This is a genomic window from Pseudomonas sp. OV226, from assembly GCF_003148705.1.
Lineage (GTDB): Bacteria > Pseudomonadota > Gammaproteobacteria > Pseudomonadales > Pseudomonadaceae > Aquipseudomonas.
In genome coordinates this window covers 16293-38632 of the sequence record NZ_QGGS01000001.1, presented here as the reverse complement: position 1 = coordinate 38632, position 22340 = coordinate 16293, and the positions used below count along the sequence as shown (strand labels likewise).

Sequence of the window (22340 nt, the reverse complement as noted above, 5' to 3'; positions counted from 1 at the left end):
GGGAAAGCCTTTATATTGTCGGACGCTGTCGGTCGGCTCGTCCCTGCGGCGCAACTGGCAACGCCTCATCACTAATATGGACATTGGCAAATGGATGACAACAGAAGGCCCATCAAGACGCGCTCGGCGGGTTGGGCGAAACGTATCACCGACCGGCTGGTGAAACGCGACATTTCCCCCAATCAGATTTCCGTCGCCAGCATCGCCTTCGCACTCGCCGGGGCGCTGGCGCTAAATATTGATAACGGCCTCATTGGCTCACTCCTCTGCGCCGTCGGCATTCAACTGCGCCTGCTGTGCAATCTGTTCGACGGCATGGTGGCCATCGAAGGTGGCAAGCATTCCGACATCGGCAGCCTCTACAACGAATTCCCCGACCGTATTGCCGACAGCCTGCTGATCATCGGGCTCGGGTATGCCATTGGGCACGTCGACCTCGGATGGTTCGCGGCGTTGGCCGCGGCGCTGACGGCTTATGTTCGCGTCTTTGGCGGTTCGCTGGGCCTCAAGCAGACGTTCATGGGCCCCATGGCCAAGCAGCATCGAATGGCGGTGATGACCGCCGGGCTGTTGCTCAATGCAGTCGAAACAACGGTGTATGGCACTCACTACGTGCTGTTGATCGCGCTGCTGATCATTGCTGTCGGATCCGCCGCAACCTGCGTCACGCGAACCTTGGCCATTTCGCGTCAGCTAAAGGGGAATCTCCATGTGGATCAGTAATGCGCTGATTTCCGTACTGCGTTTCCTGATCGGTGTTACGGCCCGCTGGGAAAGCCCGCCGGACCTGACCCGCCAGCGTATCTATTTTGCCAATCACACCAGCCACATGGACACGCTGGCAATTATTGCCGCCCTGCCCCCTGAAGCCCGGGTCAATGTGAAACCGGTGGCCGCCGCCGACTACTGGGGCAAGAACCGTTTCCTGCGCTACATCTCGCAGAAAGGCTTGAATGCCGTGTTGATTGAGCGCAACCCGACACCCGGCACCAACGTGCTTGAGCCTATTTTTGATGTGGTGCGGTCCGGACATTCGATCATCATCTTTCCGGAAGGCACGCGTTCCAGCCAGGCATTACCGGGAGAGTTCAAATCCGGCCTGTACCGGCTCGCCGAGGCGTTCCCCGAGGTTGATCTGGTGCCCATCTACCTGGAAAACCTGCACCGCTCCATGCCCAAAGGCAAACACGTGCCGTTGCCCATCATCTGCACGATCCGTATCGGCGACCCGATGCAACGGGTTGCCGATGAGGAAAAACAGGTGTTTCTGCAACGGGCGCGTGACGCCATCGTGAGGTTGTCGGCATGACGCTTGAACAAAAATTCTTGTGGTTCTTTGGCGCCATCGCCTGCTTGCTGGCGGTGGCTTCGATCATCGGCCACGTGCTGGCCAAGCGGGCGAAAACCGAGGGCTCGATCTCGACCATCGAAAACCTCAATCAGCGAGTGAATGCCTGGTGGGGGATGGTGATCATATTCTTCGTCTCCTACCTGCTGGGCGGGAATGCGACGGTCATCCTGTTCGGCTTCATCTCACTGTTTGCGCTCAGGGAGTTCATTACCCTGACGCCGACACGCCCCGGCGACCATAACGCACTGTTTTCAGCGTTTTTCATTTTGATCCCGCTGCAATACGTGCTGATCGGTACGCACTGGTATTCGCTGTTCACACTGCTGATTCCGGTGTACGCCTTCCTGCTGCTGCCGGCGATTGCAGTGCTGAGTCAGGACACCGACAGCTTTCTGGAGCGTGCCGCCAAGATCCAGTGGGGGGTGATGATTTGCATCTACTGCATCAGCCACGCGCCGGCCCTGTTGCTGCTGGATCTGGAAGGCTTCAAAGGACAGAACGCATTGCTGCTGTTCTATCTCGTGTTTGTCGTTCAGTTGAGTGACGTGTTGCAGTACGTGTTCGGCAAGCTCTTTGGCAAACACAAGGTCGCGCCGCTGGTGAGTCCATCGAAAACCGTGGAAGGACTGGTGGGTGGCGGCTTATCGGCAACGCTGATCGGTGGCTGCATGTTCTGGATGACGCCTTTCAGTTTCTGGCAGGCGCTGCTGATGTCGTTGGTGATTGTGGTGATGGGGTTTCTGGGTGGGCTGGTCATGTCGGCGATCAAACGCAGCCTCAGTGCAAAAGACTGGGGGACCATGATCAAAGGACATGGCGGCATGCTGGACCGGATGGATTCGATCTGCTTTGCGGCGCCGATCTTCTTTCACCTGACGCGGTATTTTTTCTCCGCGTAACCCGCACCACCGATGATCGTTCCCACGCTCCGCGTGGGAATGCAGCCCTGGACGCTCCGCGTCCCTGAAGCGGACGCGGAGCGTCCGGTGAGACTTTCCCACGCAGAGCGTGGGAACGATCATGCCAGTCCCAAAACGCCTTCCCCGTGCATCTGGCGCAACAACGCTGCACCACTGGCCATAAACTCCGCCGACCCGGTTGCTCCGGCCTCCAGCGCCAGCCCTTCCAACTGAGCACGCCCCTCCAGTTCAGGAAACTGCTCGATCCGCTGCAACAACCGCCACGCCAACGGGCTCAGCTCCGAAAACTTCACGCTCCAGTCCTCGGCCCGGCGCACCAGCAGCAACGTCGGCTGAGCCGGTGGCGTTTCTGGCTGGTAGTCCGGCCCCACCCACTGCACCGGCCAGGCATACGCCAGCGGCCAGGCCAGCGCCGAGACCTGCAACGGTCGATCCTGCAACTGCCCGGCATCGCTTGCCGGCAAGGGCTCGGCATCAGACTGCTGCAATGCCATCTCGACCCACTCGTAATGCGCCAGTTCGACCATGAACGGCGGCCATGCGCCCTCGTTCAATGCTGGCGGTTGAGCCGCAATGAACTCGACAAACTCCTGGGCGATCTCGCCGAATTTCGGCGTACGCGCGCGGTAGTCCCGCAGGAAGATCCGTACCAGTGCGCGCCACTGCTCATCACCAAGAATCTTGATCAGCACTGGAAATGTCCCGCTGAGCAACGTCGACAGGTTGGCGAAAATCAGGTCGCGATACACCTGGGCTCGTGCGGCATTCATTTCGCCGGGTGGCGCGCAGTGATCAGGATCGCGCAGGTAGCGGCCCAGGGTGGTTTGTTGTTCGAACAGGCTCGGCTTATCCATGGTGAATCCCCTCGGTTTGCAAGCGGCGAATGGTCTGCAACTCCGCGACCAATTCAGAGAATGCCGGGAAGTTGAAGTCCCGCTCCAGCAGTGTCGGTTGCGCGCCGAATCGGCCATACGCCTGCGCCAGCAACGACCAGACCGCCGGTTTCACCGAGGCTCCGTGGGTGTCGATTTTCAAAGTGTCGGACTCATCGAAGTGCCCGGCCACGTGCATGGCCACCACCCGGCCTGAATCGATGCTGGCCAGAAACGACTGCGGATCAAATCCGTGATTGATCGAGTTGACGTACACGTTGTTGACGTCCAGCAGCAGGTCGCAATCGGCCTCGCGCAACACCGCGTTGGTGAATGCCACTTCGTCCATGTCCTGCTGTGGCGCGGCGTAGTAGGAAACGTTTTCCACCGCCAGGCGCCGGCCAAGAATGTCCTGAGCCTGGCGAATCCGCGCCGCCACGTGATGCACGGCTTCTTCGGTAAAGGGCAGCGGCAGCAAGTCGTAAAGGTGACCGTCATCGCTGCAATAGCTCAGGTGTTCGCTGTACAGCGGCACGTTGTATTGATCGAGGAACACCCGCACTTCCTGCAGGAACCCGACATCCAGTGGCGCCGGGCCACCCAATGACAGGGACAAGCCGTGACAAGACAACGGAAATCGCTCGGCCAGGGTGCGAAATGCATGGCCATGGGCACCGCCGATGCCAATCCAGTTTTCCGGCGCGACTTCCAGGAAGTCGAAATCACCGGTACGGGCGGCTTGAAGGTCTTTCATCAGGCCGCGGCGCAGGCCGAGCCCGACGGTGGCCTTGGTTGATGTGGATGAGGTCTGCATGGTGTCGATCTCAATGATTGCCGAAACGGAATCACAGTTAATCGAAGCGCTGTATCGGGGGTGTGTTCGGTTGCGGCAGAAAATCGGATGGGATGTATCAGCGACGGGTCTGTACACACTTGGGTACAGACCCGCTGATGGGCGTTATGCCAGGTCGTATTTTTCACGCACCAAGTGGCCGATGCCGATGCGATCCAGCACGGTCATCGGGCACAGGAAGGTCACGCGCACGGTGCCGGGCAAGCGGCTGATGTCGATCGAGCCGGTGATGGTCGCGCGGTTAAGCACTTCGTCATACGGCAGGCCGGTGACCGAAGCGGCGCGCTTCAGACCGTTTTCGACCGCGACGTTGAGGTTCTCGCCGCTGCCGATGAACGTGATCGGGCCACTCTGTTCGATCTCGTGCTGCCCCCAGCGTTCGCCCAGTTCGCGGACTTTCTGCCGCTGTTCGGCTGTCATCGGGCGCGCCATGGGCGGCAGGTCGTCAAGGTTTTGCAGGAGGATCGGCCCTTCCAGCGTCAGGTGCTTGATCACTTCCACCTGCACTTCGGTTTCCCCGGAGCAATCGGTGGCATGCCCGGCGATCTCGCCGTTGCCCTGCTGGGCATGCATGTCGCCCATGTACACGCCGGCGCCCGGCACTTTCACCGGACAGATCAGCACGCAGCCTTCGCGGATCGAATTGGTGTCCATGTGGCCGTCGGTCTTCGCCGCGTGCAGTTCTTCGCGGGTCATGCCGAAACGGTGTGGCGCGTTGATCAGGCACTGGCCGAAATCGGCGCAGTTGTGCGAGTCCGGCAAGTCACGGGACGGCGTGGTGCCAATATTGCCGAGGAACGGGCGCATGTGCGCGGCGACGCCGGGGATGTCGGCGCGGGCCAGCGACAGGATCGAGTGCTGGGCGGCGAATTCCGGCAGTGCCGACATCTCGGAGGCGTTGCCGGCCAGTCGATTGGCAACGTCCTGATTGACAGTCAGGCTGACCTGATTTTGCGCATCAAACACGATCACGTAACCGTGGCTGAAACGAAACGCGCTGACTTCGGCGCCGCAGTTGTTGCAACGAATCGAGTCTTCACCGATGCCTTCGACGTGGCTGGCCGGGTGATCGGTGCCGCACCTGGAGCAGAATTTGGAGACGAACGGATCGCCGTTGTAGCGCCCCTCGACAAAACTCATGACCCCGGACGACGTCGCCAGCGACGTCACGCGCATGCTTTTGATCTTGATGGCCACCGCATCGCCGACTTCCGCGCCAGCGATGGCCACCGGTTGCGTCACTTCGTGGCCCCCCTCGAAGGCCGGCGTAATCATCGGCCCCCAGCAGCCCGGCGGGGTGCCGGTGATCAGCGTACCGCCGTCGGCCAGCGGCCCGAGCATGGGCTGGCTTGGGCCGATGATGCCTTGGGTGTAATGGTCGACGCGCAAGCGGTCGACAGGCTTGGATTCAGACAGGAGCGTTGTCATTGGGGGTTCCCATAACGGAGTCAGAAGCGAAGACGGCCGCCTGTTGCGACGACCATGAAAAGTGCCCAGGCAGATCCGGGTTTCAGGCGCTGGACGGTCTTCACAGTTCATCGCAAGTTTGTATCCGGGCTGTGTTCGGCAATGGTCGGGAATGAAGTGGAATGTATCGGGACAGCGGTTAGATACAGTGCGATACACAGCACCAATCCCCCAGGGCACCGCCGCTCCCACAAGGGTTCGGTGTCAGGCTGGGAAATGGGGCTTTCGTCGCTGCAGACCACGACGCTCGAGGCCCGGACTAAACTTAATGCACCCAGGACGCGCTTGGCGTCCTGTTCATTCCAACGACCACTGTCCAGGGGCAAATGCCTCGAAAAACAGGCCTCCGGACCGTGATCCTGCTGAAGGAGCACACGTGATGGACGAGGCCAGACTCAATGATTTCATGGGCAAACTGGTAAATGACATGGGCGGCGCGGCGATGCTCGCCAACGTCATCCTCGGCGAGGAACTTGGCCTGTATCGGGCGATGGCCGACAGCCAGCCCATCAGCCCTGAAACACTCGCCGGGAAAACCGGCTGCAACCCCCGACTGGTGCGCGAATGGCTCAGCGCCCACGCAGCCTCCGGCTACATGGAACACCGCGACGGCCAGTTCCGCCTGCCCGAAGAACAGGCCCTGGCGTTGGCCAACGAAGATTCGCCGGTGTATGTGGCCGGCGGTATCGGCGTGGTCGCCTCGTTTTTCCATGACAAGGACAAACTGGTCAAGGCCATGCGCGGCGATGGCGGCCTGCCTTGGGGCGATCACCACCCGTGCATGTTCAGCGGCACCGAGCGGTTTTTCCGGCCCGGCTACAAGGCGCACCTGATCAGCGAATGGTTGCCGGCCCTTGAGGGCGTGGTGGCGAAACTGGAGGCTGGGGCGAAAGTCGCGGACATCGGCTGTGGCCATGGCGCCTCGACAGTGATCATGGCCCAGGCGTTTCCGGATTCGCGGTTTGTCGGTTTCGACTATCACGCACCCTCCGTCACCGTCGCCACCCAGCGTGCCGAAGAAGGCGGCGTGGCCGGACGCGCCCGGTTTTTCCAGGGTACGGCCAAGAGTTATCCCGGCGACGACTATGACCTGGTCTGCTACTTCGACTGCCTGCACGACATGGGCGACCCGGTGGGCGCGGCCAAACATGCCTATGAATCGTTGAAACCGGACGGCACGGTGTTGCTGGTCGAGCCGTTCGCCAATGACTCCCTCGACGACAACATCACACCCGTGGGACGCCTGTTCTACGCCGCTTCGACCTTTATCTGCACGCCCAATTCGCTGTCCCAGGAAGTCGGCCTCGGGCTCGGCGCCCAGGCCGGTGAAGCGCGCTTGCGCAAGGTCTTCACCGAGGCCGGGTTCAAGACGTTCCGGCGGGCGACGGAAACACCGTTCAACCTGATTCTGGAGGCGCGTAAATAGCCGTCGATCCGCACCCGGACAGACGAGCTGTCCGGGTGCCCGGTCTGCTACGCTGCAAGCACTCATGGCTCTCTCCGGAGTGTTGAACATGCTCGACAGATTCCTGCGCGAACAACTCGAACAGCTTCGCCAAATGATGGCCGAGCAGCCGTTCGTGGTCCTGACTGGCGCCGGCATCAGCACCCCGTCGGGCATTCCGGACTACCGCGATAACCAGGGCGTGCGACGCGGCCGGCAACCGATGATGTATCAGGAGTTTCTCTCGGCCCCGCAATCGCGTCGACGCTACTGGGCCCGGGCGATGCTCGGTTGGCCGCGCGTACGCCTGGCGCAGCCAAATGTGGCGCACGAGGCGTTGGCCAGTTTGCAAAGCGCGCAGCACATCAGTGGGCTGATCACGCAGAACGTCGACACCTTGCACGACCAGGCCGGCAGTCACGATGTGATTGAGCTGCATGGCAGCCTGCACCGGGTGCTGTGCCTGGATTGTGGCGAACGTAGCGAACGCGATTCCATTCAACGGTTGATGGAGGCGCAGAACCCCTACCTGGCGGGTGTCGATGCGGTACTAGCGCCGGATGGCGACACTTTGCTGGACGCCGCGTTTGAGGCTCGGTTTCAAGTACCGCACTGCCCGCATTGCGCAGGCGAGCGAATGAAACCGGATGTGGTGTTTTTTGGCGAGAACGTGGCGCAGGCGACGGCGGCCAAGGCCATGGCGGCGGTTGAAAAGGCAGCGGGGTTGTTGGTGGTCGGGTCGTCGTTGATGGCGTATTCGGCATTTCGGTTGTGTCGGGCGGTGGCGGATCAAGGCAAACCGTTGATTGCGATGAACCTGGGGAAGACTCGGGCAGATGACATTCTGGATCTGAAAATTGAAGGGTCCTGCGAGAAACTCCTGCCCCTGCTGGCCCAAAAACTGTCCACCTGACGAAACCCATACTGATCGATCCCACGCTCTGCGTGGGAACGATCTTCATCACTGAAGCCCCCCACTCCCACAAGGGGATTGTGATCAGTGCAGGGAGATTTGTTGGCCGAGTCCTTCTTTGAGGATGTCGAACAACGCCTGCGCCGCCGCCGACAGTTCTACCCCTGGCTTGGTCAGCACGCCAATCGCCCGTTCCACCACCGGATCACGCAAGGTAATGCAGTGTGCGCCCAGCTCTTGCATCTGCCCGGCGCACAACGCCGGTACCGCGCTTACGCCCAGGCCGCTGGCGACCATCCGCCCGACGGTCGCCAACTGATGACTTTCAAACTCCACCGGCAATTTCATGCCCCGCGCCTGCAAATGTTCTTCCAGCATCACCCGCACCGTAGAGGGTCGCTGCAAGGTGATGAACGGCTCCTTGAGCAGCGTTTGCCAGTCGATGGCATCGAGCTCGACCAGCGGCGAGTCCTTGGGCACGATGGCCACGAAGCGGTCCATGTACAACGGCGTGAACGCCAGCGACGAACTCTGCGTCGGCTCAAACGCCACGCCCAGCTCCACTTGGCGGTCGCGGACCATTTCCAGCACCTGCTCGTTGATCACGTCATTGACCGTGACGTTGACCTTCGGATAACGCGCACGGAACGTCTTGAGAATCGGCGGCAGCAGGTTGCCGGCAAACGACGGCATGGCCGCCAGCGTCACGCGGCCACGCTGCAGGGTGAAGCGTTGGCGCAGCTCATCCTCGGCGTTGTCCCAGTCAGCGATCAACCGGCGAGCCAGAGGCACCAGCGCCTCGCCCTCGGCGGTCAGCGCCACGTTGCGCGTGTTGCGGGTGAACAGGCGCCCGCCCAGCCCGTCTTCCAGCGCCTTGATCGTCAGGCTCAACGCCGATTGCGACAGGTGCAAGCGCTCGCACGCCACGGCAAAACTCAGACTCTGGGCCACAGCCAGGAAGGCGCGGATCTGCTTGACTGTCATGACCGGTGGCTCCAACGTATTACGGGCGATTGATTAGTGAGTTTTATCTATCAATCAACCTTAAAAATCAACTTAACAAATGAATGCAGTGACGCGACACTTCATCGCATACGGCTAGCCAGCCGCCCACAAAGAATAAAAGAGGTGCATATGGCAGGTTTCGACAAGCGCGTGAGTTCCTACGAGGAAGCCATGGCCGGTCTTGAAGACGGCATGACCGTGATCGCTGGCGGCTTCGGCCTGTGCGGGATCCCGGAAAACCTGATCAACGAGATCAAGCGCAAAGGCACTCGCGACCTCACGGTGGTTTCCAACAACTGCGGCGTGGACGGTTTCGGCCTCGGCGTGCTGCTGGAAGACCGGCAGATCAGCAAAGTTGTGGCCTCGTACGTGGGCGAGAACAAGATGTTCGAAGAGCAGCTGCTCAGCGGCGCCATCGAAGTGGTCCTGACCCCGCAAGGCACCCTCGCCGAAAAAATGCGCGCTGGCGGCGCCGGCATCCCGGCCTTCTTCACCGCCACTGGCGTCGGCACTCCGGTCGCTGATGGCAAGGAAGTGCGCGAATTCCATGGCCGCCAGTACCTGATGGAAGAATCCATCACCGGCGACTTCGCCATCGTCAAAGGCTGGAAAGCCGACCATTTCGGTAACGTGATCTATCGCCACACCGCCCAGAACTTCAACCCGCTGGCCGCCACCGCCGGCAAGATCACCGTGGTTGAAGTCGAAGAAATCGTTGAACCCGGCGAGCTGGACCCGGCGCAGATCCACACCCCAGGCATCTACGTCGACCGGGTCATTTGCGGCACGTTCGAGAAGCGCATCGAACAGCGCACCGTGCGTAAGTGATCCCCTGCCCCCGGACCGAATGAAGGAATAACAACAATGGCACTTTCCCGCGAACAAATGGCTCAACGCGTCGCCCGCGAAATGCAGGACGGCTTTTACGTGAACCTGGGCATCGGCATCCCGACCTTGGTTGCCAACTACATCCCCGAAGGCATGGAAGTCATGCTGCAGTCGGAAAACGGCTTGCTCGGCATGGGTCCTTTTCCTACTGAAGAAACCATCGATGCCGACATGATCAACGCTGGCAAACAAACCGTGACCGCACGTACCGGCGCTTCGATCTTTTCGTCGGCCGAGTCCTTCGCAATGATCCGCGGTGGCCATGTCGACCTGACCGTGCTGGGCGCCTTTGAAGTAGACGTACAAGGCAACATTGCCTCGTGGATGATCCCGGGCAAGCTGGTCAAGGGCATGGGCGGCGCCATGGACCTGGTCGCCGGCGCAGACAACATCATCGTCATCATGACCCACGCGTCCAAGGACGGTGAGTCCAAGCTGCTGGACCATTGCAGCCTGCCGCTGACCGGCGCCGGTTGCATCAAGCGCGTGCTGACTGACCTTGCGTATCTGGAAATCGAAAACGGCGCGTTCATTCTCAAAGAACGTGCGCCGGGCGTCAGCGTCGAGGAGATCGTTGCCAAGACGGCGGGTAAACTGATTGTTCCCGATCACGTCCCGGAAATGCAGTTCGCTGCCCAGTGAGGAATCCTTCCATGCAAGACGTCGTAATTGTTGCCGCCACCCGCACTGCCATCGGCAGCTTCCAGGGTTCCCTGGCGGGCGTGTCCGCGGTTGACCTCGGTGCGGCGGTGATCCGTCAGTTGCTGGCGCAAACCGGCCTGAACCCGGCGGAAGTCGATGAAGTGATCATGGGCCAGGTCCTGACCGCCGGTGCCGGGCAAAACCCTGCGCGCCAGTCCGCGATCAAGGCCGGCCTGCCGTTCACCGTACCGGCCATGACCCTGAACAAGGTCTGCGGCTCGGGCCTCAAGGCCTTGCACCTGGCGACCCAGGCGATTCGCTGCGGCGATGCCGAGGTGATCATTGCCGGCGGCCAGGAAAACATGAGCCTGTCCAACTACGTGATGCCGGGCGCTCGCACTGGCTTGCGCATGGGTCACGCGCAAATCGTCGACACCATGATCAGCGACGGCTTGTGGGATGCGTTCAACGATTACCACATGGGCATCACTGCTGAAAACCTGGCTGAAAAGTACAACCTGACCCGCGAGCAGCAGGACGCTTTTGCCGCCGCCTCCCAGCAAAAAGCCACGGCAGCCATTGAAGCCGGGCGTTTTGCCGATGAGATCACGCCGATCCTGATTCCTCAGCGCAAGGGCGACCCACTGTCCTTCGCCACCGACGAGCAGCCACGCGCCGGTACCACCGCTGAAGCGCTGGGCAAGCTGAAACCGGCGTTCAAGAAGGACGGTTCGGTGACCGCAGGCAACGCGTCGTCGCTGAACGACGGCGCCGCTGCCGTGATCCTGATGAGCGCCGACAAAGCCAAGGCCCTCGGCCTGCCAGTGCTGGCGAAAATCGCCGCTTATGCCAACGCTGGCGTAGACCCGGCGATCATGGGCATCGGCCCGGTGTCCGCCACCCGTCGTTGCCTGAGCAAGGCCGGCTGGTCCATCGACCAACTGGACCTGATCGAAGCCAACGAAGCGTTCGCCGCTCAATCGCTGGCAGTGGCCAAGGACCTGGAATGGGACTTGAACAAAGTCAACGTCAACGGCGGCGCCATCGCGCTGGGTCACCCGATCGGTGCATCGGGCTGCCGCGTGCTGGTGACCTTGCTGCATGAAATGATCAAGCGTGACGCCAAGAAAGGCCTCGCCACCTTGTGCATCGGCGGTGGTCAGGGCGTAGCCTTGGCAATCGAACGAGCGTAAAGCGTTCAACAGACTGCGCGGGGACCCACGAAGATCCGTCGCAGTCTGGTAACACCCCCGGTGCGATTCACCTCGCACCGGGTTCTACCGCATACCTTGTAGCAGCTGGCACATAACCTTGTGTAGCAGCTGGCGAAGCCTGCGTCCGGCTGCGAAGCAGTCGTAAAGTCAGGCAATGCGGTGCATCAGGAAGACCGAGTGCTCGGGTTTTACGACTGCTTCGCAGCCGGACGCAGGCTACGCCAGCTGCTACAGATCGTGCGCTCAGTCAAACTTCACCAGGTTCAGTGCTGGCAACGGCCCGCCTGGAAACTGCACCAGCCGCGCACCGATGCTCAACGCCCCGAGATCGATGCCGAAGAATCCCAACCGATCGATCAGCGACGCCACCCGGGCTTTGGCCTCGACATCATCCCCCGACATGAACAGCACTCTGCGACCACCCTCCGCGCCTGGGTCGCTTTCAAGCAACCGCGCCTGAAGGTGATTGAACGCCTTCACCACCCGCGCCCCCGGTACCCATTCGGCAAACACTTCGCTGGACATGCGTCCGTGCAAGTCCACAGCCTTGAACGATGGCGCCTCAATCGAGTTGTTGGCATCGATCACGATCCGCCCGCCGAAATCCGACAGCCCCGCCAACGCCGCTGGCAATTTCGACCAGTTCACCGCCACCAGTACGATGGGTTGGGCGGCGGCTTCTTCACGGGTGCCGGCACGCGCCGTCGGCCCCAGCTCTGCCACCAGTGACGCGAGGGTTTGCGGCCCGCGACTGTTGGCGATAACTACTTCAATGCCTTTGCGCGATAGGGCTCTGGCAAATGCTGCGCCGATGGCCCCAGCGCCAATGATTCCGATAGTGCTCATGGTGTATTCCTCTCAAGTGATTAACGGTGGGATGAATACTGCCCTTGCCATTAGCGCGTGATTAGCCGGTAATGCCTTGAATCATCTTCAAGCATTGCTATCAGGCAACCGACATGGAAACCCTTGCCAACCTCGAATGCTTTGCCCGCAGCGCCGAAACCGGCAGTTTTTCGGCAGCCGCGCGATTGCTGGCCCTGACCCCGGCAGCCGTCAGCCGCAACGTGGCGATGCTTGAACGCAACCTCGGTGTGCGGCTGTTCCAACGCTCGACCCGCAAGCTCTCACTGACCGAGGCCGGCGAGCGTTTTCTGGCGAGCATCGGCGGCAATCTTGAGGCGTTGCAGGCGGCAATCAGCGCGGTGAACAGTGATCGGGGTGAGCCCGCCGGGGTGCTTAAAGTCAGCCTCGCACCGACCTTTGGCATCGGGCATATCCTGCCGCTGTTGCCAGCATTCCTTGAGCAATACCCATTGATCCGACCGGAATGGCACTTCGAAAACCGCCCCGTGGATCTGATTGCCGAAGGCTATGACGCGGCCATCGGTGGCGGCTTCGAATTGACGCCCGGTGTGGTGTCGCGGACGTTGGCGTCGGCGCACGTGGTGGCGGTTGCTTCCCCGGCCTATCTGGCCGTGCACCCGGAGCCCGCGCATCCGGCGGACTTGTCCAGGCACAGCGGCATCGTGATGCGCGGCAGCCGCACCGGGCGGATTCGTCATTGGGTGATGCAGGACGGTGCGGGCCGTGAAGCGTCGGCGGATCTGAGTGAAAACATCGTGCTCAATGACCCGGCGGCCATGCGCGAAGCCGCGATACTCGGTCTGGGTGTGACGCTGCTGGTGTTGCCGGACGTGATCGCCAACCTCCAGCGCGGCGAACTGGTGCGCTTGCTGCCCCACTGGCACGCGGACGCGGGGCCGATTTCGCTGTATTACCCGAGCCGAACGCTGATGCCGGCCAAGACCCGAGTGTTTATTGATTTTGTGGTAGGCGCATTCCAGAAATAATCCACGCTGATCATTCCCACGCTCTGCGTGGGAGTGCAGCCCGGGACGCTCCGCGTCCCATCCAGAGACGAACGCGGAGCGTCCGTTGAGGTATTCCCACGCAGAGCGTGGGAACGATCAGCGTCAGGCCAGAAACTGGAAGATCAACCAGCTATTCGCCCCACTGATCACCGCAAACAGCCCCCACACCAACACCCGCGTCGGCCACCGATTCACAAACGGCCCCATCAATTTGTGATCACTGGTCATGCGAATCAGCGGGTACAACGCAAATGGCAATTGCAAACTCAACACCACCTGGCTCAACACCAGCAGCTTGCCGATCGCATCATCCCCCATCAGCCAGACCCCGATGAACGCCGGGATCAACGCCAGCCCACGGGTGATCAAGCGTCGTTGCCAGCACGGAATCCGCAGGTTCAGAAAGCCTTCCATGATCACCTGCCCGGCGATGGTCCCGGTAAAGGTCGAACTCTGCCCCGATGCCAGCAACGCCACGCCGAACAGTACACTGGCCATCGCCCCGCCGACCAACGGGTCCAGCAGGTGATAGGCATCCTGAATGTCCACGACATCGGTATGCCCGGTCTTGTGGAATGCGGCCGCCGCGAGAATCAGGATCGCCGCGTTGACCAGCAACGCCAACGCCAGCGAGCCGATGGTGTCGATGCGCGCCAGTTTCACCGCATCCTGCTTGCTGGCCAGGTCCTTGCCAATCAACCGGGTTTGTACGATGGATGTGTGCAAATACAGGTTATGCGGCATCACCGTGGCCCCGAGAATACCGATCGCCAAATACAGCGGCGCGGCCTCGCTGATGGCGGACAGTGACGGTGTGAACCCTCGGGCGACTTCCGGCCAGTAGGGTTTGATCAGCAACAGTTCGACAAAAAAACACACGCCGATGGTGCTCACCAGCACCAGCATGATCGCTTCCAGTCGACGGAAACCACGGTTTTGCAGGGCCAGCACCAGCAGCGTGTCGAACGCGGTCAGTGCGATGCCAAACGTCAGCGAACACCCCAGCAACAGATGGAACGCCAGCGCGCAGCCGAGCACTTCAGCGAGGTCGGTGGCGATGATCGAGATTTCCGCCAACACCCATTGAGTTCGCGCAGTACGGGTGCTGTAGCGCTCACGGGACAACTGCGCCAGGTCGCGCCCGGTGGCAATGCCCAGCCGCGAACACAAACACTGCACCGCCATCCCGGCCAGGCTCGCCAGCAGCACCACAAACAACAGGCTGTAACCAAACCGCGAACCGGCTTCGATGGCGGTCGCCCAATTGCCGGGGTCCATGTAACCGATGGACACCAGCAAGCCTGGGCCGGCAAAGCGCAACACACGTTTGAAGAATGACGCACGAGGGTCGACCGGGACGGAGCCCGCCACCTCTGGCGGGCAAAACGGCGCAGTAGCGGTTTTCGGCAAACTGAATTTCACACGATGATCCATCAACAGGTGGTAAGGCGCGGGGTCGCGCGCAGATCATCGCAAACTTTACGGGACAACGCCCAGCAACTGCTGGCGCAACTCGGGATTGCTCGTGTGCGGGTCGAACCAGATCGCGAAAAACGCCCGGGCGAATTGCGGGTCGTTAACTTCACGCAACAATTGCTGACCGACAAAAAAACGCGCGCCCTGCCCTGGCAGATAGACGCCGGTCAATCGCGTGCCGGGCTGCACATCGATGAACGACTGCTGCATCAGTGCCTGCCACGCCGCCAACTGCTCGGCACTGACCGTATCGCCGCAGACTCGCTTGATTTCCTTGACGGTCGCTTGCACCAACTGCTCGCGGGAGATCGAGCGCTGGTAAATCAGCTCCAGGGCGAACGGCTTATCACTGGAGAACGGTCGCTCCACGCTCCAGAGCCGCGCACTGTAGACGTCAAAACCGTACTTGCGAAACTCGCCGCTGCCAATGAGCTGCGCACCGGGTAACGCCTCCTGCCAATTAGCCAGCGCCTGGCAACCGAGCAGTGCCAGCAGCCAAAGACCATGGCGCAGTGATGAGCGTTGGCGGTTCATGCTGAGCTCGCCCCCCTCGAGGAATGCCTTGATAAAACGTATGTGTAAAAGCGGGTTTCGTACAATTTTCGGTGCTCTTATTTTTGTATACAAAATCACCATATCCGTAGCGCAATCTACTGCATGCAATGTTACCGTTGCCACCTCACCCTGATCGGAGATGTGCGCGTGTTGATCCTCAAACTGCTGGTGATCCCGGGATTTCTGCTGCTGATTTCACTGGCCGGTAAACGCTGGGGGCCAAGCGTGGCCGGTTGGCTGTCGGGATTGCCGGTGGTGGTCGGGCCCATTCTGCTGTTCCTCGCCCTCGAACAAGGTGAAGCGTTCGCCGCGCAATCGGCCACGGCGGCGTTGTCGGCGATGTTCGCGATGATTGCCTTCTGCGTGACCTATGCCCAGGTCGCCCAACGGACCGGATGGCCGTTGGCGTTGACGGTTTCACTGTCAGTCTGGATGGGGGTGGCGATGGTACTGGCGCTGATCCCTGCGTCCCTGCTGTTCTCCGTGTGCGCCGCCGCGACCGCGCTGCTCGCCGCACCGTACCTGTTCCCGACCGTGAAGCCCTTGACCAGCGGCCCGGCACCCAAGTCCGACAAACTGATCCTGCGGATGATTGCCGGCGCCCTGCTCACCTTGATCGTCACCTTCCTGGCCAGCACCGTCGGTGACCGCTGGAGCGGCCTGCTCGCGGTTTTCCCGGTATTGGGCAGCGTGATGGCGGTGTTTTCCCAGCAAACCCGAGGCCCGGCGTTCACAGCGGCGTTGCTGCGAGCGACGGCCACGGGCATGTATTCGTTCGCGGCGTTTTGCCTGGTGTTGTCGTTGGCGTTGCCGCACATGGGGCTCAACGCTTTTGTGCTGGGCGTTGCCGTGTCGGTCGCCATGCTGGCCGTGACCAAACGCTTGCTGGCGCGGCCGGTCGGCGCGACGTCGGGCGCTGGACGAACAGCGATCAAGGACTAAGCTCCAACGAGTCATCGGGCAAGGATGTTGCCCGCCCCTATGCGCTGAAGGAACAGACATGACTCAGTCTCGCGTGCGCAATGCCGGACCGGCGACGGCCGTCGGCGTGATTGCGATCTTCCTCTGGTCTTGTCTTGCGCTGCTGACCACCCTGACCGAAGGCATTCCACCCTTTGAACTGCTGACCCTGAGTTTCGGCGTCGCGTTTGCCGCGAGCCTGATCATTCTGGGGCGCCACGGGGTGGCCGGTTTCAATAGCTGGCGCCAACCCTGGGCGGTATGGGCCACTGGCTTCGTCGGGATTTTCGTTTATCACGCGCTGTATTTTTTTGCGCTCAAGGTCGCACCGGCGGCCGAAGCCAGCCTGATCAACTACCTGTGGCCACTGTTGCTGGTGCTGCTGTCGGCGTTCGCCGCCGGAGAAAAGCTGCACAAGCGCCAAGTGCTCGGCGCCTTGCTGGGCCTGGCGGGCACGGCGTTCATCATGCAGCAACGCGCGACGCACACCGCTGGCGCAATGCCCATGGCCGGGTATCTGGCGGCGTTCGGTTGTGCGCTGATCTGGGCTGGATACTCGGTGTTCAACCGCCGCTTCAGTGAAGTCCCAAGCAGCATTATCGGCGGCATCTGTGGCATGTCCGCGGCTGCGGGGCTGGTTTGTCACCTGGCCTTCGAAACCACCGTGAGGCCCGACTCGGCGCAATGGGTCGCCATTATTGTCCTCGGCCTGGGACCGGCAGGCCTGGCGTTTTTTGCCTGGGACCACGCCACCAAACACGGCCACCTGGCGACGCTGGGGGCCTTGTCCTATCTGGCGCCATTGATGTCGACCCTGCTGCTGATCGTCGTTGGCCATGGTTATGCCGGGCCGATCCTGATCATTCCGGCGCTGCTGATTATTGCCGGGGCAGTGATTGCCACGTCGCAAGCTCCCGGCAAAGCCCCTGCAACACGTTCGATCACTTCGCACGAGTAGAGCAACAACCTCGTATGTCAATCGAACAGGTTTCCCGCAACATCAACCTCAGTTCACCCCCCATCACTGACTGAGGCCTACACCATGAAATTCTTTTTCCACCCTTCGCCTAACCCGATGAAAGTGGCCCTGCTGCTCGAAGAGTTGCAAACGCCTTATGAATTGATCGGCGTCGACACCTTCAAAGGCGAACAACACCTGCCAGCCTTTTTGGCGATCAACCCGAACGCCAAGGTGCCCGCACTGGTTGACGGCGACGCCACTGTATTCGACTCCCAGGCGATCCTGTTGCACCTGGCGCAAAAATATCAACGCTTCCTGCCGACCACCGCGGCTGGCAATGCCGAACTGCTGTCGTGGCTGATGTTTATCGCCACCGGCCTGTCGCCATTCTCGGGGCAAGCCGTGCACTTCCTGCACCACGCCCCCGAAGACCTGCCTTATGCCAAGAACCGCTACTTGAAAGAAGTCGAGCGTCACTACCGCGTACTCGACCAGCGTCTGGCCGATCATCAATACCTGGCCGGCGACACTTACAGCATCGCCGACATGGCGCTCTGGGGTTGGGCCAATTACGCACCGTACATCCTTGGCGAGAACGGCCTGGCGGCATACCCGAACGTCAAGCGCCTGTTCGATGAAATCAGTGCCCGCCCGGCCGCGCAGCGAGCCCACGGCCTGAAAGAAAAACTGGTATTGAAGGCTGAGTTCGACGAAGAAACCCGTCGCAACCTGTTCCCGCAGAACCAGGCTTAATCCACCAATTACGGCATTCGAGGGTGATGAAATGAGTGATCACGTCGCGTTTATCGTTTACCTGCCGGCCAAACCCGAACGGTTCACCGAAACCAAAGAGCGGCTGTTGGAGGTGGTGCACCAGATGTCCGCCGAGCCAGACTTCGTCAACACCTGGGTCCACCAGTTGCAGGACGAACCAAACACTCTGGTGCTCTACGAAACCTGGAACTGCAGCAAGGAAGACTTCATCGCGCGTCACCTGAGCAAACCGTATCGCGAGGAATACGAAAAGCTATTGCCGGACTTGTTGGCCAAGGAGCGTCGGATCGAGTTTCTGGAAGTGATCCGCAGCTATCCGTCGCGCCGCGAGGTGTAAACCGACACCGCGCTGGAATGCTTTACAACGTCCATGGGATGATCGCCGTCAAAGCGCGATCATCCCTGGAGTTTTTGCATGTCACTGTTGAGTAAAAAAACCGCTGTCCTGTTGCTGACCGCGGTTGCCAGTCTGGGCGCGTTGCATGCACAGGCGGCCAAGGCCCCTGCCAGCAATAACGAGCCGGCTCAGAAAGTCTCGATGCTGGGCGGCAAGTTCACCTTCACCCTGCCCAAAGGCTTTACCGCCAACACCCTGCCGTCCAGCCCGACCGGCGCGAGCGGCACCATGTACACCAACGAAACCACCAAAACCGTGGTGATCACCGCTGAAAACAACCTGCCGAAAGACGTCAGCGTCACCGACAACGACGGTGCGTTTCTCGACGGTACGGTCGCCGATTTCGACGCATCACAACGCAACGCCCTGCCGGACTTCAACAAGCTCAGCGAAAAAAGCCTGACGCAAAGAGGTACCGGGCTGGGGCTTCGCCAGGTTGACAGCACGGCCACACAGGGCGGTGGCATGACCCTCAACACCACACTGATGGCCGCGTCCGGCAACCGCATGGCCGTGGTTCAGGTCATTTCCCGTCCGGGCGACATGGCCGCGCATGAGACGTTGATCAAACAGATCGTCAGCAAGTAAGCGTCAAGGGTTGAGGCGCTGCAACCAGGCGTTCAAATCCTCGATCTCGGCCGCACTGATGGTGTGGCCGAGCCCTTCGTAGGCATGAAACTCGGGCTTGAGTGAGAGTTTCTGCAACAGGCTCTCGGCGTCAGTGCCATCCTTGTACGGCAGGATGTCATCCTCAGTGCCATGAGTAATGAAAATGGCCAGTTTCTGGAGTTTTTCATCGGGTTTCAGTTCGGATTCGAGCACCGGCAAAATCCGTCCGCTCAACGCCGCAATCCCGCCGACTGCTTCGGGATGACGCAACCCCACCTCGTAAGACATGATCGCGCCCTGGCTAAAACCCACCAGGTACACCTTCTGCGGTTCGGTGTGATATTTTTTTGCGGCGCGTGCGATGAAATCCAGCAGGATCTGGCCGGCGGTTTTCAAGTCGTCGGTATGGCCGTTATAAGCGCCCTCGCCCTTCTGGCGAAACCACTGGTAACTGCCCTCTTCCAACGTCATTGGCGCACGCACCGACAGGTAAGTGTAGGTGGCAGGCAGATCATCCTTGATGCCGAACAGGTCCTGCTCGTTACTGCCGTAACCGTGGATGAAAATCACCAGTGGCTGATGGCTTGAATCCGCGGTGGTCTGTTCCTGGTAGTTGAGCGGCAGATCGGTTTGCAGCGTGGTTTGTGCATGGACCGTGGCGGATGCCAGCAGCGCCAACAGGGCGAGAAATTTCAACATAAGCCTACCTCCAGAGGGTGCAGGGTTTCCGGGGTAAGCGTAGCACTGCGGCCACCTGATAGATCAGGTGTTGCTGATGGCCCCATCGCGGGCAAGCCCGGCTCCCACAGATGTCTTTGTTGCAACACAAAGGTGTGTACAACACCCATCCTCGGTAGGAGCCGAGCTTGCTCGCGATGAGGCCCTCAAGCACAACGAAAGACCTCAGTCGTTTATCAGCTTCCCGACCCGAATCGGTTCCCGTCCCGCCACTTTCGCCTGCCACGTACCCGGCTGGGTATAGCGCCCGCGATCAATCGCAAACAACACACCGCTGGTTCCGGCACGCACCGTCGTGACCTTGTCTTGCAGTGGATCAACCACTTCAAACAGGGCATCGCCCTGCTCCACCCACTCACCGGCCTCGCGCAGGAAACTGACCACCCCGTGATGCGGCGCAAACAGGTATTGGGTGCCCTCGAACGGCATGCCTTCGCAGCATTCGCTCGGCGCCGCCGGCCAGGTACCTTTGATGAATCCCTGCTCGGCGAGAAAGCCCAGGATGGCCTCGCAATTGGCTTGAGCCTGATCGATGCGGGTGTCGCCCATGCTGCCCAGTTCCAGCGTGGTCGCCAGATTGGCGGGTGGAATCGCCGCCTCAGGAAACGCTCGCGCCAGGCGCAACCACGGCGACGAACACGATTCATCGAACGAGCTGCCGCCGGAATCTTCACACAACAATGCCACGCCGGCCTTCAACCGTGCCGCCAGGGATTGCCACTGCGGCCAGTGCTGCGGCAACGCATAAATATGAATCGCCGCATCGAAATCGCAATGCAGATCGAGGGTGATGTCGGCATCGCACGCATGGCGCAATAGCAAGCGATGCATGGCTTCCAGCTGCGAGGCGGGTGCTGGCAAACCGTCGAGCACCTGGCCCATGGCCTGGCGGATCAGCGCGATGTTGGCCTGCGCATCGTTGCCCAACCGGTCGCCGATCAGCTCAGCCACGGGTGCGCCGAGTTCCACGAACGAACGGTTGAAATTTTTACCGCTGCCCAGTTCAAAACGGCCCATATGGCTGCCTTGCAGGTGCTGGTCCAGACCAATCGGATTGGCCACCGGCACCAGTTCGATCACGCCCTGCAACTGCCCTTGGGTTTCGAGTTCGGCCAGGCGCTTTTTCAGCTCCCATGCCGTACGCATGCCTGGCAGTTCATCCGCGTGCAGGCTGGCCTGGATGTAGACCTTGCGCGTGCCCGCGCCATAACGAAACACGCTGAGGGTACGTTCGGTGCCCAGGTGGCTCCAGGGCAGTGAATGGTCAATGCGTTGCATGGTGAACTCCTGATGCCTGAACGGTGAGATCCCCTGTGGGAGCTTGCTCGCGATAGCAGTCTGACAGTCAAGTCATTGTTGCCTGACCCTCCGCTATCGCGAGCAAGCTCGCTCCCACAGGGTTCTCTGCTGCTAAAGAGAATGCACAAAAAAAATGGCAACCGCGTCAACGGATGCCACTTTTTTAAACGAGGTGATTACTCGCCGTAAACGTCAAAGTCGAAGTATTTGTCTTGCACTTGCTTGTACTTGCCGTTGGCGCGGATTTCGGTGATGGCTTTGTTGAATTGCTCAGCCAGAGCGGTATCGCCCTTGCGCACCGCAATCCCGGCACCACCGCCGAAGTACTTGGCGTCTTCGTAGGTCGGGCCAACGAATTCGAAGCCTTTGCCGGCGTCGGTTTTCAGGAAACCGTCACTGAGGTTGACCGAGTCGGCCAGCAGCGCGTCAACACGGCCAGAGACCATGTCCAGGTTGGCTTCCTGCTGCGAGCCGTAACGAACCAGTTCGATCCCCGCCGGCACCAGCACTTCAGTGGCGTAACGGTCGTGGGTGCTGGCGCGCAGCACGCCGACCTTCTTGCCTTTGAGCTGGGTCAGTGGATCGGTGATGTTGGAACCTGCCTTCATCACAAAGCGCGCCGGGGTGTGGTAGTACTTGATGGTGAAATCGACGTTCTTTTTACGGTCGTCGGTGATGGTCATGGACGACAGGATTGCGTCGATCTTCTTCACTTTCAGTGCCGGGATCAGGCCGTCGAATTCTTGCTCGACCCACGTACACTTCACTTTCATCTGCTCACACAGCGCGTCACCGATGTCCACGTCGAAACCGGTGAGTTTACCGTCAGGGGTTTTCATCGAGAATGGCGGGTAACCGGCTTCGATACCGATGCGGATCGGCTTGGCGTCTTCGGCCACGGCGGTCAGAGACAACATCGACAGTGCCAGGGCACCGAACATCACTAGCTTCTTCATTTATAACTCCTGTGTGCGGAGGCTTTTATTGGCAGCTTAAGATTGGCTTTCGGCCGGTGAAAACCGAAGTGGCCGGCAGTCTAGAGTGGCTTCAAATGGGCAAATTGTGTTTAAGCGACAAATACTTATAGAAAAGTGGCTGCTACAACAGAGCGACTTGATGCGTGCGCCA

General features: G+C 60.5%; 24 protein-coding genes. 14 read left to right on the top strand and 10 right to left on the bottom strand.

What is annotated here, in order from left to right:
- Nucleotides 1-90 precede the first annotated feature (90 nt).
- From C7534_RS00205 to C7534_RS00195, 3 genes are read left to right on the top strand one after another with little or no spacing between them, the layout of a single operon-like run.
- Nucleotides 91-723, top strand: a complete 633-nt coding sequence (locus tag C7534_RS00205) for a CDP-alcohol phosphatidyltransferase family protein (protein WP_109784567.1) — start codon at nt 91-93, stop codon at nt 721-723.
- Entirely contained in the window at nt 710-1309 is a 600-nt protein-coding gene (locus C7534_RS00200) for a lysophospholipid acyltransferase family protein (protein ID WP_109784566.1), read from the top strand. Before C7534_RS00205 ends, C7534_RS00200 begins: the two co-directional genes overlap by 14 nt.
- Complete coding sequence (locus C7534_RS00195; protein WP_109784565.1) at nt 1306-2250, top strand: phosphatidate cytidylyltransferase; 945 nt, start codon at nt 1306-1308, stop codon at nt 2248-2250. Before C7534_RS00200 ends, C7534_RS00195 begins: the two co-directional genes overlap by 4 nt.
- Nucleotides 2251-2369: 119 nt before the next feature.
- On the opposite strand, the gene C7534_RS00190 is transcribed toward C7534_RS00195, so the two are convergent.
- The 3 genes from C7534_RS00190 to C7534_RS00180 all read right to left on the bottom strand — a co-directional run bounded on the left by C7534_RS00190 (nt 2370) and on the right by C7534_RS00180 (nt 5424).
- Nucleotides 2370-3125 (bottom strand): HvfC family RiPP maturation protein, encoded by a 756-nt coding sequence (locus tag C7534_RS00190; protein ID WP_109784564.1) that lies wholly within the window; start codon nt 3123-3125, stop codon nt 2370-2372.
- A complete protein-coding gene (locus tag C7534_RS00185; RefSeq protein WP_109784563.1) occupies nt 3118-3957 on the bottom strand; it encodes an HvfB family MNIO-type RiPP peptide maturase in 840 nt (279 codons plus the stop codon). The genes C7534_RS00190 and C7534_RS00185 overlap by 8 nt, the downstream gene beginning before the upstream one ends.
- A 144-nt stretch (nt 3958-4101) precedes the next feature.
- Entirely contained in the window at nt 4102-5424 is a 1323-nt protein-coding gene (locus C7534_RS00180; RefSeq protein WP_109784562.1) for an acetamidase/formamidase family protein, read from the bottom strand.
- 418 nt (nt 5425-5842) lie between these two features.
- On the opposite strand from C7534_RS00180, the gene C7534_RS00175 reads away from it, so the two are divergent.
- A complete protein-coding gene (locus C7534_RS00175) occupies nt 5843-6889 on the top strand; it encodes a class I SAM-dependent methyltransferase (protein WP_077430347.1) in 1047 nt (348 codons plus the stop codon).
- A gap of 88 nt (nt 6890-6977) precedes the next feature.
- Nucleotides 6978-7820: an NAD-dependent protein deacetylase gene (locus C7534_RS00170; protein ID WP_109784561.1), complete on the top strand. Its 843-nt coding sequence runs from the start codon at nt 6978-6980 to the stop codon at nt 7818-7820.
- Nucleotides 7821-7904: 84 nt separating this feature from the next.
- Here the strand turns inward: C7534_RS00170 and C7534_RS00165 are convergent, their stop codons facing one another.
- Nucleotides 7905-8804: a LysR family transcriptional regulator gene (locus C7534_RS00165; RefSeq protein ID WP_109784560.1), complete on the bottom strand. Its 900-nt coding sequence runs from the start codon at nt 8802-8804 to the stop codon at nt 7905-7907.
- A 150-nt stretch (nt 8805-8954) separates the two neighbouring features.
- On the opposite strand from C7534_RS00165, the gene C7534_RS00160 reads away from it, so the two are divergent.
- The 3 genes from C7534_RS00160 to C7534_RS00150 are packed head-to-tail and all read left to right on the top strand — an operon-like array spanning nt 8955 to nt 11548.
- Nucleotides 8955-9653 carry a CoA transferase subunit A gene (locus C7534_RS00160; protein ID WP_046027771.1) on the top strand — a complete coding sequence of 233 codons (699 nt, stop codon included), beginning with the start codon at nt 8955-8957 and terminating at the stop codon, nt 9651-9653.
- Between the two features lie 36 nt (nt 9654-9689).
- Entirely contained in the window at nt 9690-10355 is a 666-nt protein-coding gene (locus C7534_RS00155) for a CoA transferase subunit B (protein ID WP_046027772.1), read from the top strand.
- 11 nt (nt 10356-10366) lie between these two features.
- A complete protein-coding gene (locus C7534_RS00150) occupies nt 10367-11548 on the top strand; it encodes an acetyl-CoA C-acetyltransferase (protein ID WP_109784559.1) in 1182 nt (393 codons plus the stop codon).
- Between the two features lie 264 nt (nt 11549-11812).
- On the opposite strand, the gene C7534_RS00145 is transcribed toward C7534_RS00150, so the two are convergent.
- On the bottom strand, nt 11813-12415 hold the full coding sequence (locus C7534_RS00145) for an NADPH-dependent F420 reductase (protein ID WP_046027776.1): 603 nt from the start codon (nt 12413-12415) through the stop codon (nt 11813-11815).
- A gap of 113 nt (nt 12416-12528) precedes the next feature.
- On the opposite strand from C7534_RS00145, the gene C7534_RS00140 reads away from it, so the two are divergent.
- The gene (locus C7534_RS00140) at nt 12529-13422 is read left to right on the top strand and encodes a LysR family transcriptional regulator (RefSeq protein ID WP_046027777.1); all 894 of its coding nucleotides are present in this window, start codon (nt 12529-12531) and stop codon (nt 13420-13422) included.
- A gap of 123 nt (nt 13423-13545) precedes the next feature.
- Here C7534_RS00140 and C7534_RS00135 read toward each other — a convergent pair whose 3' ends face one another.
- Together C7534_RS00135 and C7534_RS00130 are read right to left on the bottom strand one after the other, a co-directional pair.
- Nucleotides 13546-14865, bottom strand: coding sequence for an Nramp family divalent metal transporter (locus C7534_RS00135; RefSeq protein WP_046027778.1), 1320 nt, complete (start codon nt 14863-14865; stop codon nt 13546-13548).
- Nucleotides 14866-14922: 57 nt separating this feature from the next.
- Nucleotides 14923-15453: a chalcone isomerase family protein gene (locus C7534_RS00130; protein ID WP_046027780.1), complete on the bottom strand. Its 531-nt coding sequence runs from the start codon at nt 15451-15453 to the stop codon at nt 14923-14925.
- Nucleotides 15454-15621: 168 nt separating this feature from the next.
- Between C7534_RS00130 and C7534_RS00125 the strand changes: the two genes are divergently transcribed.
- The 5 genes from C7534_RS00125 to C7534_RS00105 all read left to right on the top strand — a co-directional run bounded on the left by C7534_RS00125 (nt 15622) and on the right by C7534_RS00105 (nt 19154).
- Nucleotides 15622-16416, top strand: a complete 795-nt coding sequence (locus C7534_RS00125; protein WP_046027782.1) for a hypothetical protein — start codon at nt 15622-15624, stop codon at nt 16414-16416.
- A 58-nt stretch (nt 16417-16474) separates the two neighbouring features.
- Nucleotides 16475-17392: an aromatic amino acid exporter YddG gene (yddG, locus tag C7534_RS00120; protein ID WP_109784558.1), complete on the top strand. Its 918-nt coding sequence runs from the start codon at nt 16475-16477 to the stop codon at nt 17390-17392.
- Between the two features lie 84 nt (nt 17393-17476).
- Nucleotides 17477-18148, top strand: coding sequence for a glutathione S-transferase family protein (locus C7534_RS00115; RefSeq protein WP_109784557.1), 672 nt, complete (start codon nt 17477-17479; stop codon nt 18146-18148).
- A 31-nt stretch (nt 18149-18179) separates the two neighbouring features.
- Nucleotides 18180-18506: a putative quinol monooxygenase gene (locus C7534_RS00110; RefSeq protein ID WP_109784556.1), complete on the top strand. Its 327-nt coding sequence runs from the start codon at nt 18180-18182 to the stop codon at nt 18504-18506.
- A 78-nt stretch (nt 18507-18584) separates the two neighbouring features.
- The gene (locus tag C7534_RS00105) at nt 18585-19154 is read left to right on the top strand and encodes a hypothetical protein (RefSeq protein ID WP_109784555.1); all 570 of its coding nucleotides are present in this window, start codon (nt 18585-18587) and stop codon (nt 19152-19154) included.
- Between the two features lie 3 nt (nt 19155-19157).
- Here C7534_RS00105 and C7534_RS00100 read toward each other — a convergent pair whose 3' ends face one another.
- The 3 genes from C7534_RS00100 to C7534_RS00090 form a co-directional block, all read right to left on the bottom strand.
- Nucleotides 19158-19874 carry an alpha/beta hydrolase gene (locus C7534_RS00100; protein ID WP_109784554.1) on the bottom strand — a complete coding sequence of 239 codons (717 nt, stop codon included), beginning with the start codon at nt 19872-19874 and terminating at the stop codon, nt 19158-19160.
- A gap of 204 nt (nt 19875-20078) precedes the next feature.
- The gene (locus tag C7534_RS00095) at nt 20079-21191 is read right to left on the bottom strand and encodes a M14 family metallopeptidase (RefSeq protein ID WP_109784553.1); all 1113 of its coding nucleotides are present in this window, start codon (nt 21189-21191) and stop codon (nt 20079-20081) included.
- A gap of 197 nt (nt 21192-21388) precedes the next feature.
- Entirely contained in the window at nt 21389-22168 is a 780-nt protein-coding gene (locus C7534_RS00090; protein ID WP_077430356.1) for an ABC transporter substrate-binding protein, read from the bottom strand.
- Between the last annotated feature and the right edge of the window lie 172 nt (nt 22169-22340).

Bases quoted from the DNA above. Each gene is read 5' to 3' on its own strand.
- C7534_RS00105 (WP_109784555.1), top strand. From the start codon at position 18,585: ATGTCACTGTTGAGTAAAAAAACCGCTGTCCTGTTGCTGACCGCGGTT.
- C7534_RS00175 (WP_077430347.1), top strand. From the start codon at position 5,843: ATGGACGAGGCCAGACTCAATGATTTCATGGGCAAACTGGTAAATGAC.
- C7534_RS00150 (WP_109784559.1), top strand. From the start codon at position 10,367: ATGCAAGACGTCGTAATTGTTGCCGCCACCCGCACTGCCATCGGCAGC.
- C7534_RS00180 (WP_109784562.1), bottom strand. From the start codon at position 5,424: ATGACAACGCTCCTGTCTGAATCCAAGCCTGTCGACCGCTTGCGCGTC.
- C7534_RS00200 (WP_109784566.1), top strand. From the start codon at position 710: ATGTGGATCAGTAATGCGCTGATTTCCGTACTGCGTTTCCTGATCGGT.
- C7534_RS00145 (WP_046027776.1), bottom strand. From the start codon at position 12,415: ATGAGCACTATCGGAATCATTGGCGCTGGGGCCATCGGCGCAGCATTT.
- yddG (WP_109784558.1), top strand. From the start codon at position 16,475: ATGACTCAGTCTCGCGTGCGCAATGCCGGACCGGCGACGGCCGTCGGC.
- C7534_RS00115 (WP_109784557.1), top strand. From the start codon at position 17,477: ATGAAATTCTTTTTCCACCCTTCGCCTAACCCGATGAAAGTGGCCCTG.
- C7534_RS00205 (WP_109784567.1), top strand. From the start codon at position 91: ATGGATGACAACAGAAGGCCCATCAAGACGCGCTCGGCGGGTTGGGCG.
- C7534_RS00130 (WP_046027780.1), bottom strand. From the start codon at position 15,453: ATGAACCGCCAACGCTCATCACTGCGCCATGGTCTTTGGCTGCTGGCA.
- C7534_RS00110 (WP_109784556.1), top strand. From the start codon at position 18,180: ATGAGTGATCACGTCGCGTTTATCGTTTACCTGCCGGCCAAACCCGAA.
- C7534_RS00185 (WP_109784563.1), bottom strand. From the start codon at position 3,957: ATGCAGACCTCATCCACATCAACCAAGGCCACCGTCGGGCTCGGCCTG.
- C7534_RS00195 (WP_109784565.1), top strand. From the start codon at position 1,306: ATGACGCTTGAACAAAAATTCTTGTGGTTCTTTGGCGCCATCGCCTGC.
- C7534_RS00160 (WP_046027771.1), top strand. From the start codon at position 8,955: ATGGCAGGTTTCGACAAGCGCGTGAGTTCCTACGAGGAAGCCATGGCC.
- C7534_RS00170 (WP_109784561.1), top strand. From the start codon at position 6,978: ATGCTCGACAGATTCCTGCGCGAACAACTCGAACAGCTTCGCCAAATG.
- C7534_RS00190 (WP_109784564.1), bottom strand. From the start codon at position 3,125: ATGGATAAGCCGAGCCTGTTCGAACAACAAACCACCCTGGGCCGCTAC.
- C7534_RS00090 (WP_077430356.1), bottom strand. From the start codon at position 22,168: ATGAAGAAGCTAGTGATGTTCGGTGCCCTGGCACTGTCGATGTTGTCT.
- C7534_RS00155 (WP_046027772.1), top strand. From the start codon at position 9,690: ATGGCACTTTCCCGCGAACAAATGGCTCAACGCGTCGCCCGCGAAATG.
- C7534_RS00165 (WP_109784560.1), bottom strand. From the start codon at position 8,804: ATGACAGTCAAGCAGATCCGCGCCTTCCTGGCTGTGGCCCAGAGTCTG.
- C7534_RS00095 (WP_109784553.1), bottom strand. From the start codon at position 21,191: ATGCAACGCATTGACCATTCACTGCCCTGGAGCCACCTGGGCACCGAA.
- C7534_RS00140 (WP_046027777.1), top strand. From the start codon at position 12,529: ATGGAAACCCTTGCCAACCTCGAATGCTTTGCCCGCAGCGCCGAAACC.
- C7534_RS00100 (WP_109784554.1), bottom strand. From the start codon at position 19,874: ATGTTGAAATTTCTCGCCCTGTTGGCGCTGCTGGCATCCGCCACGGTC.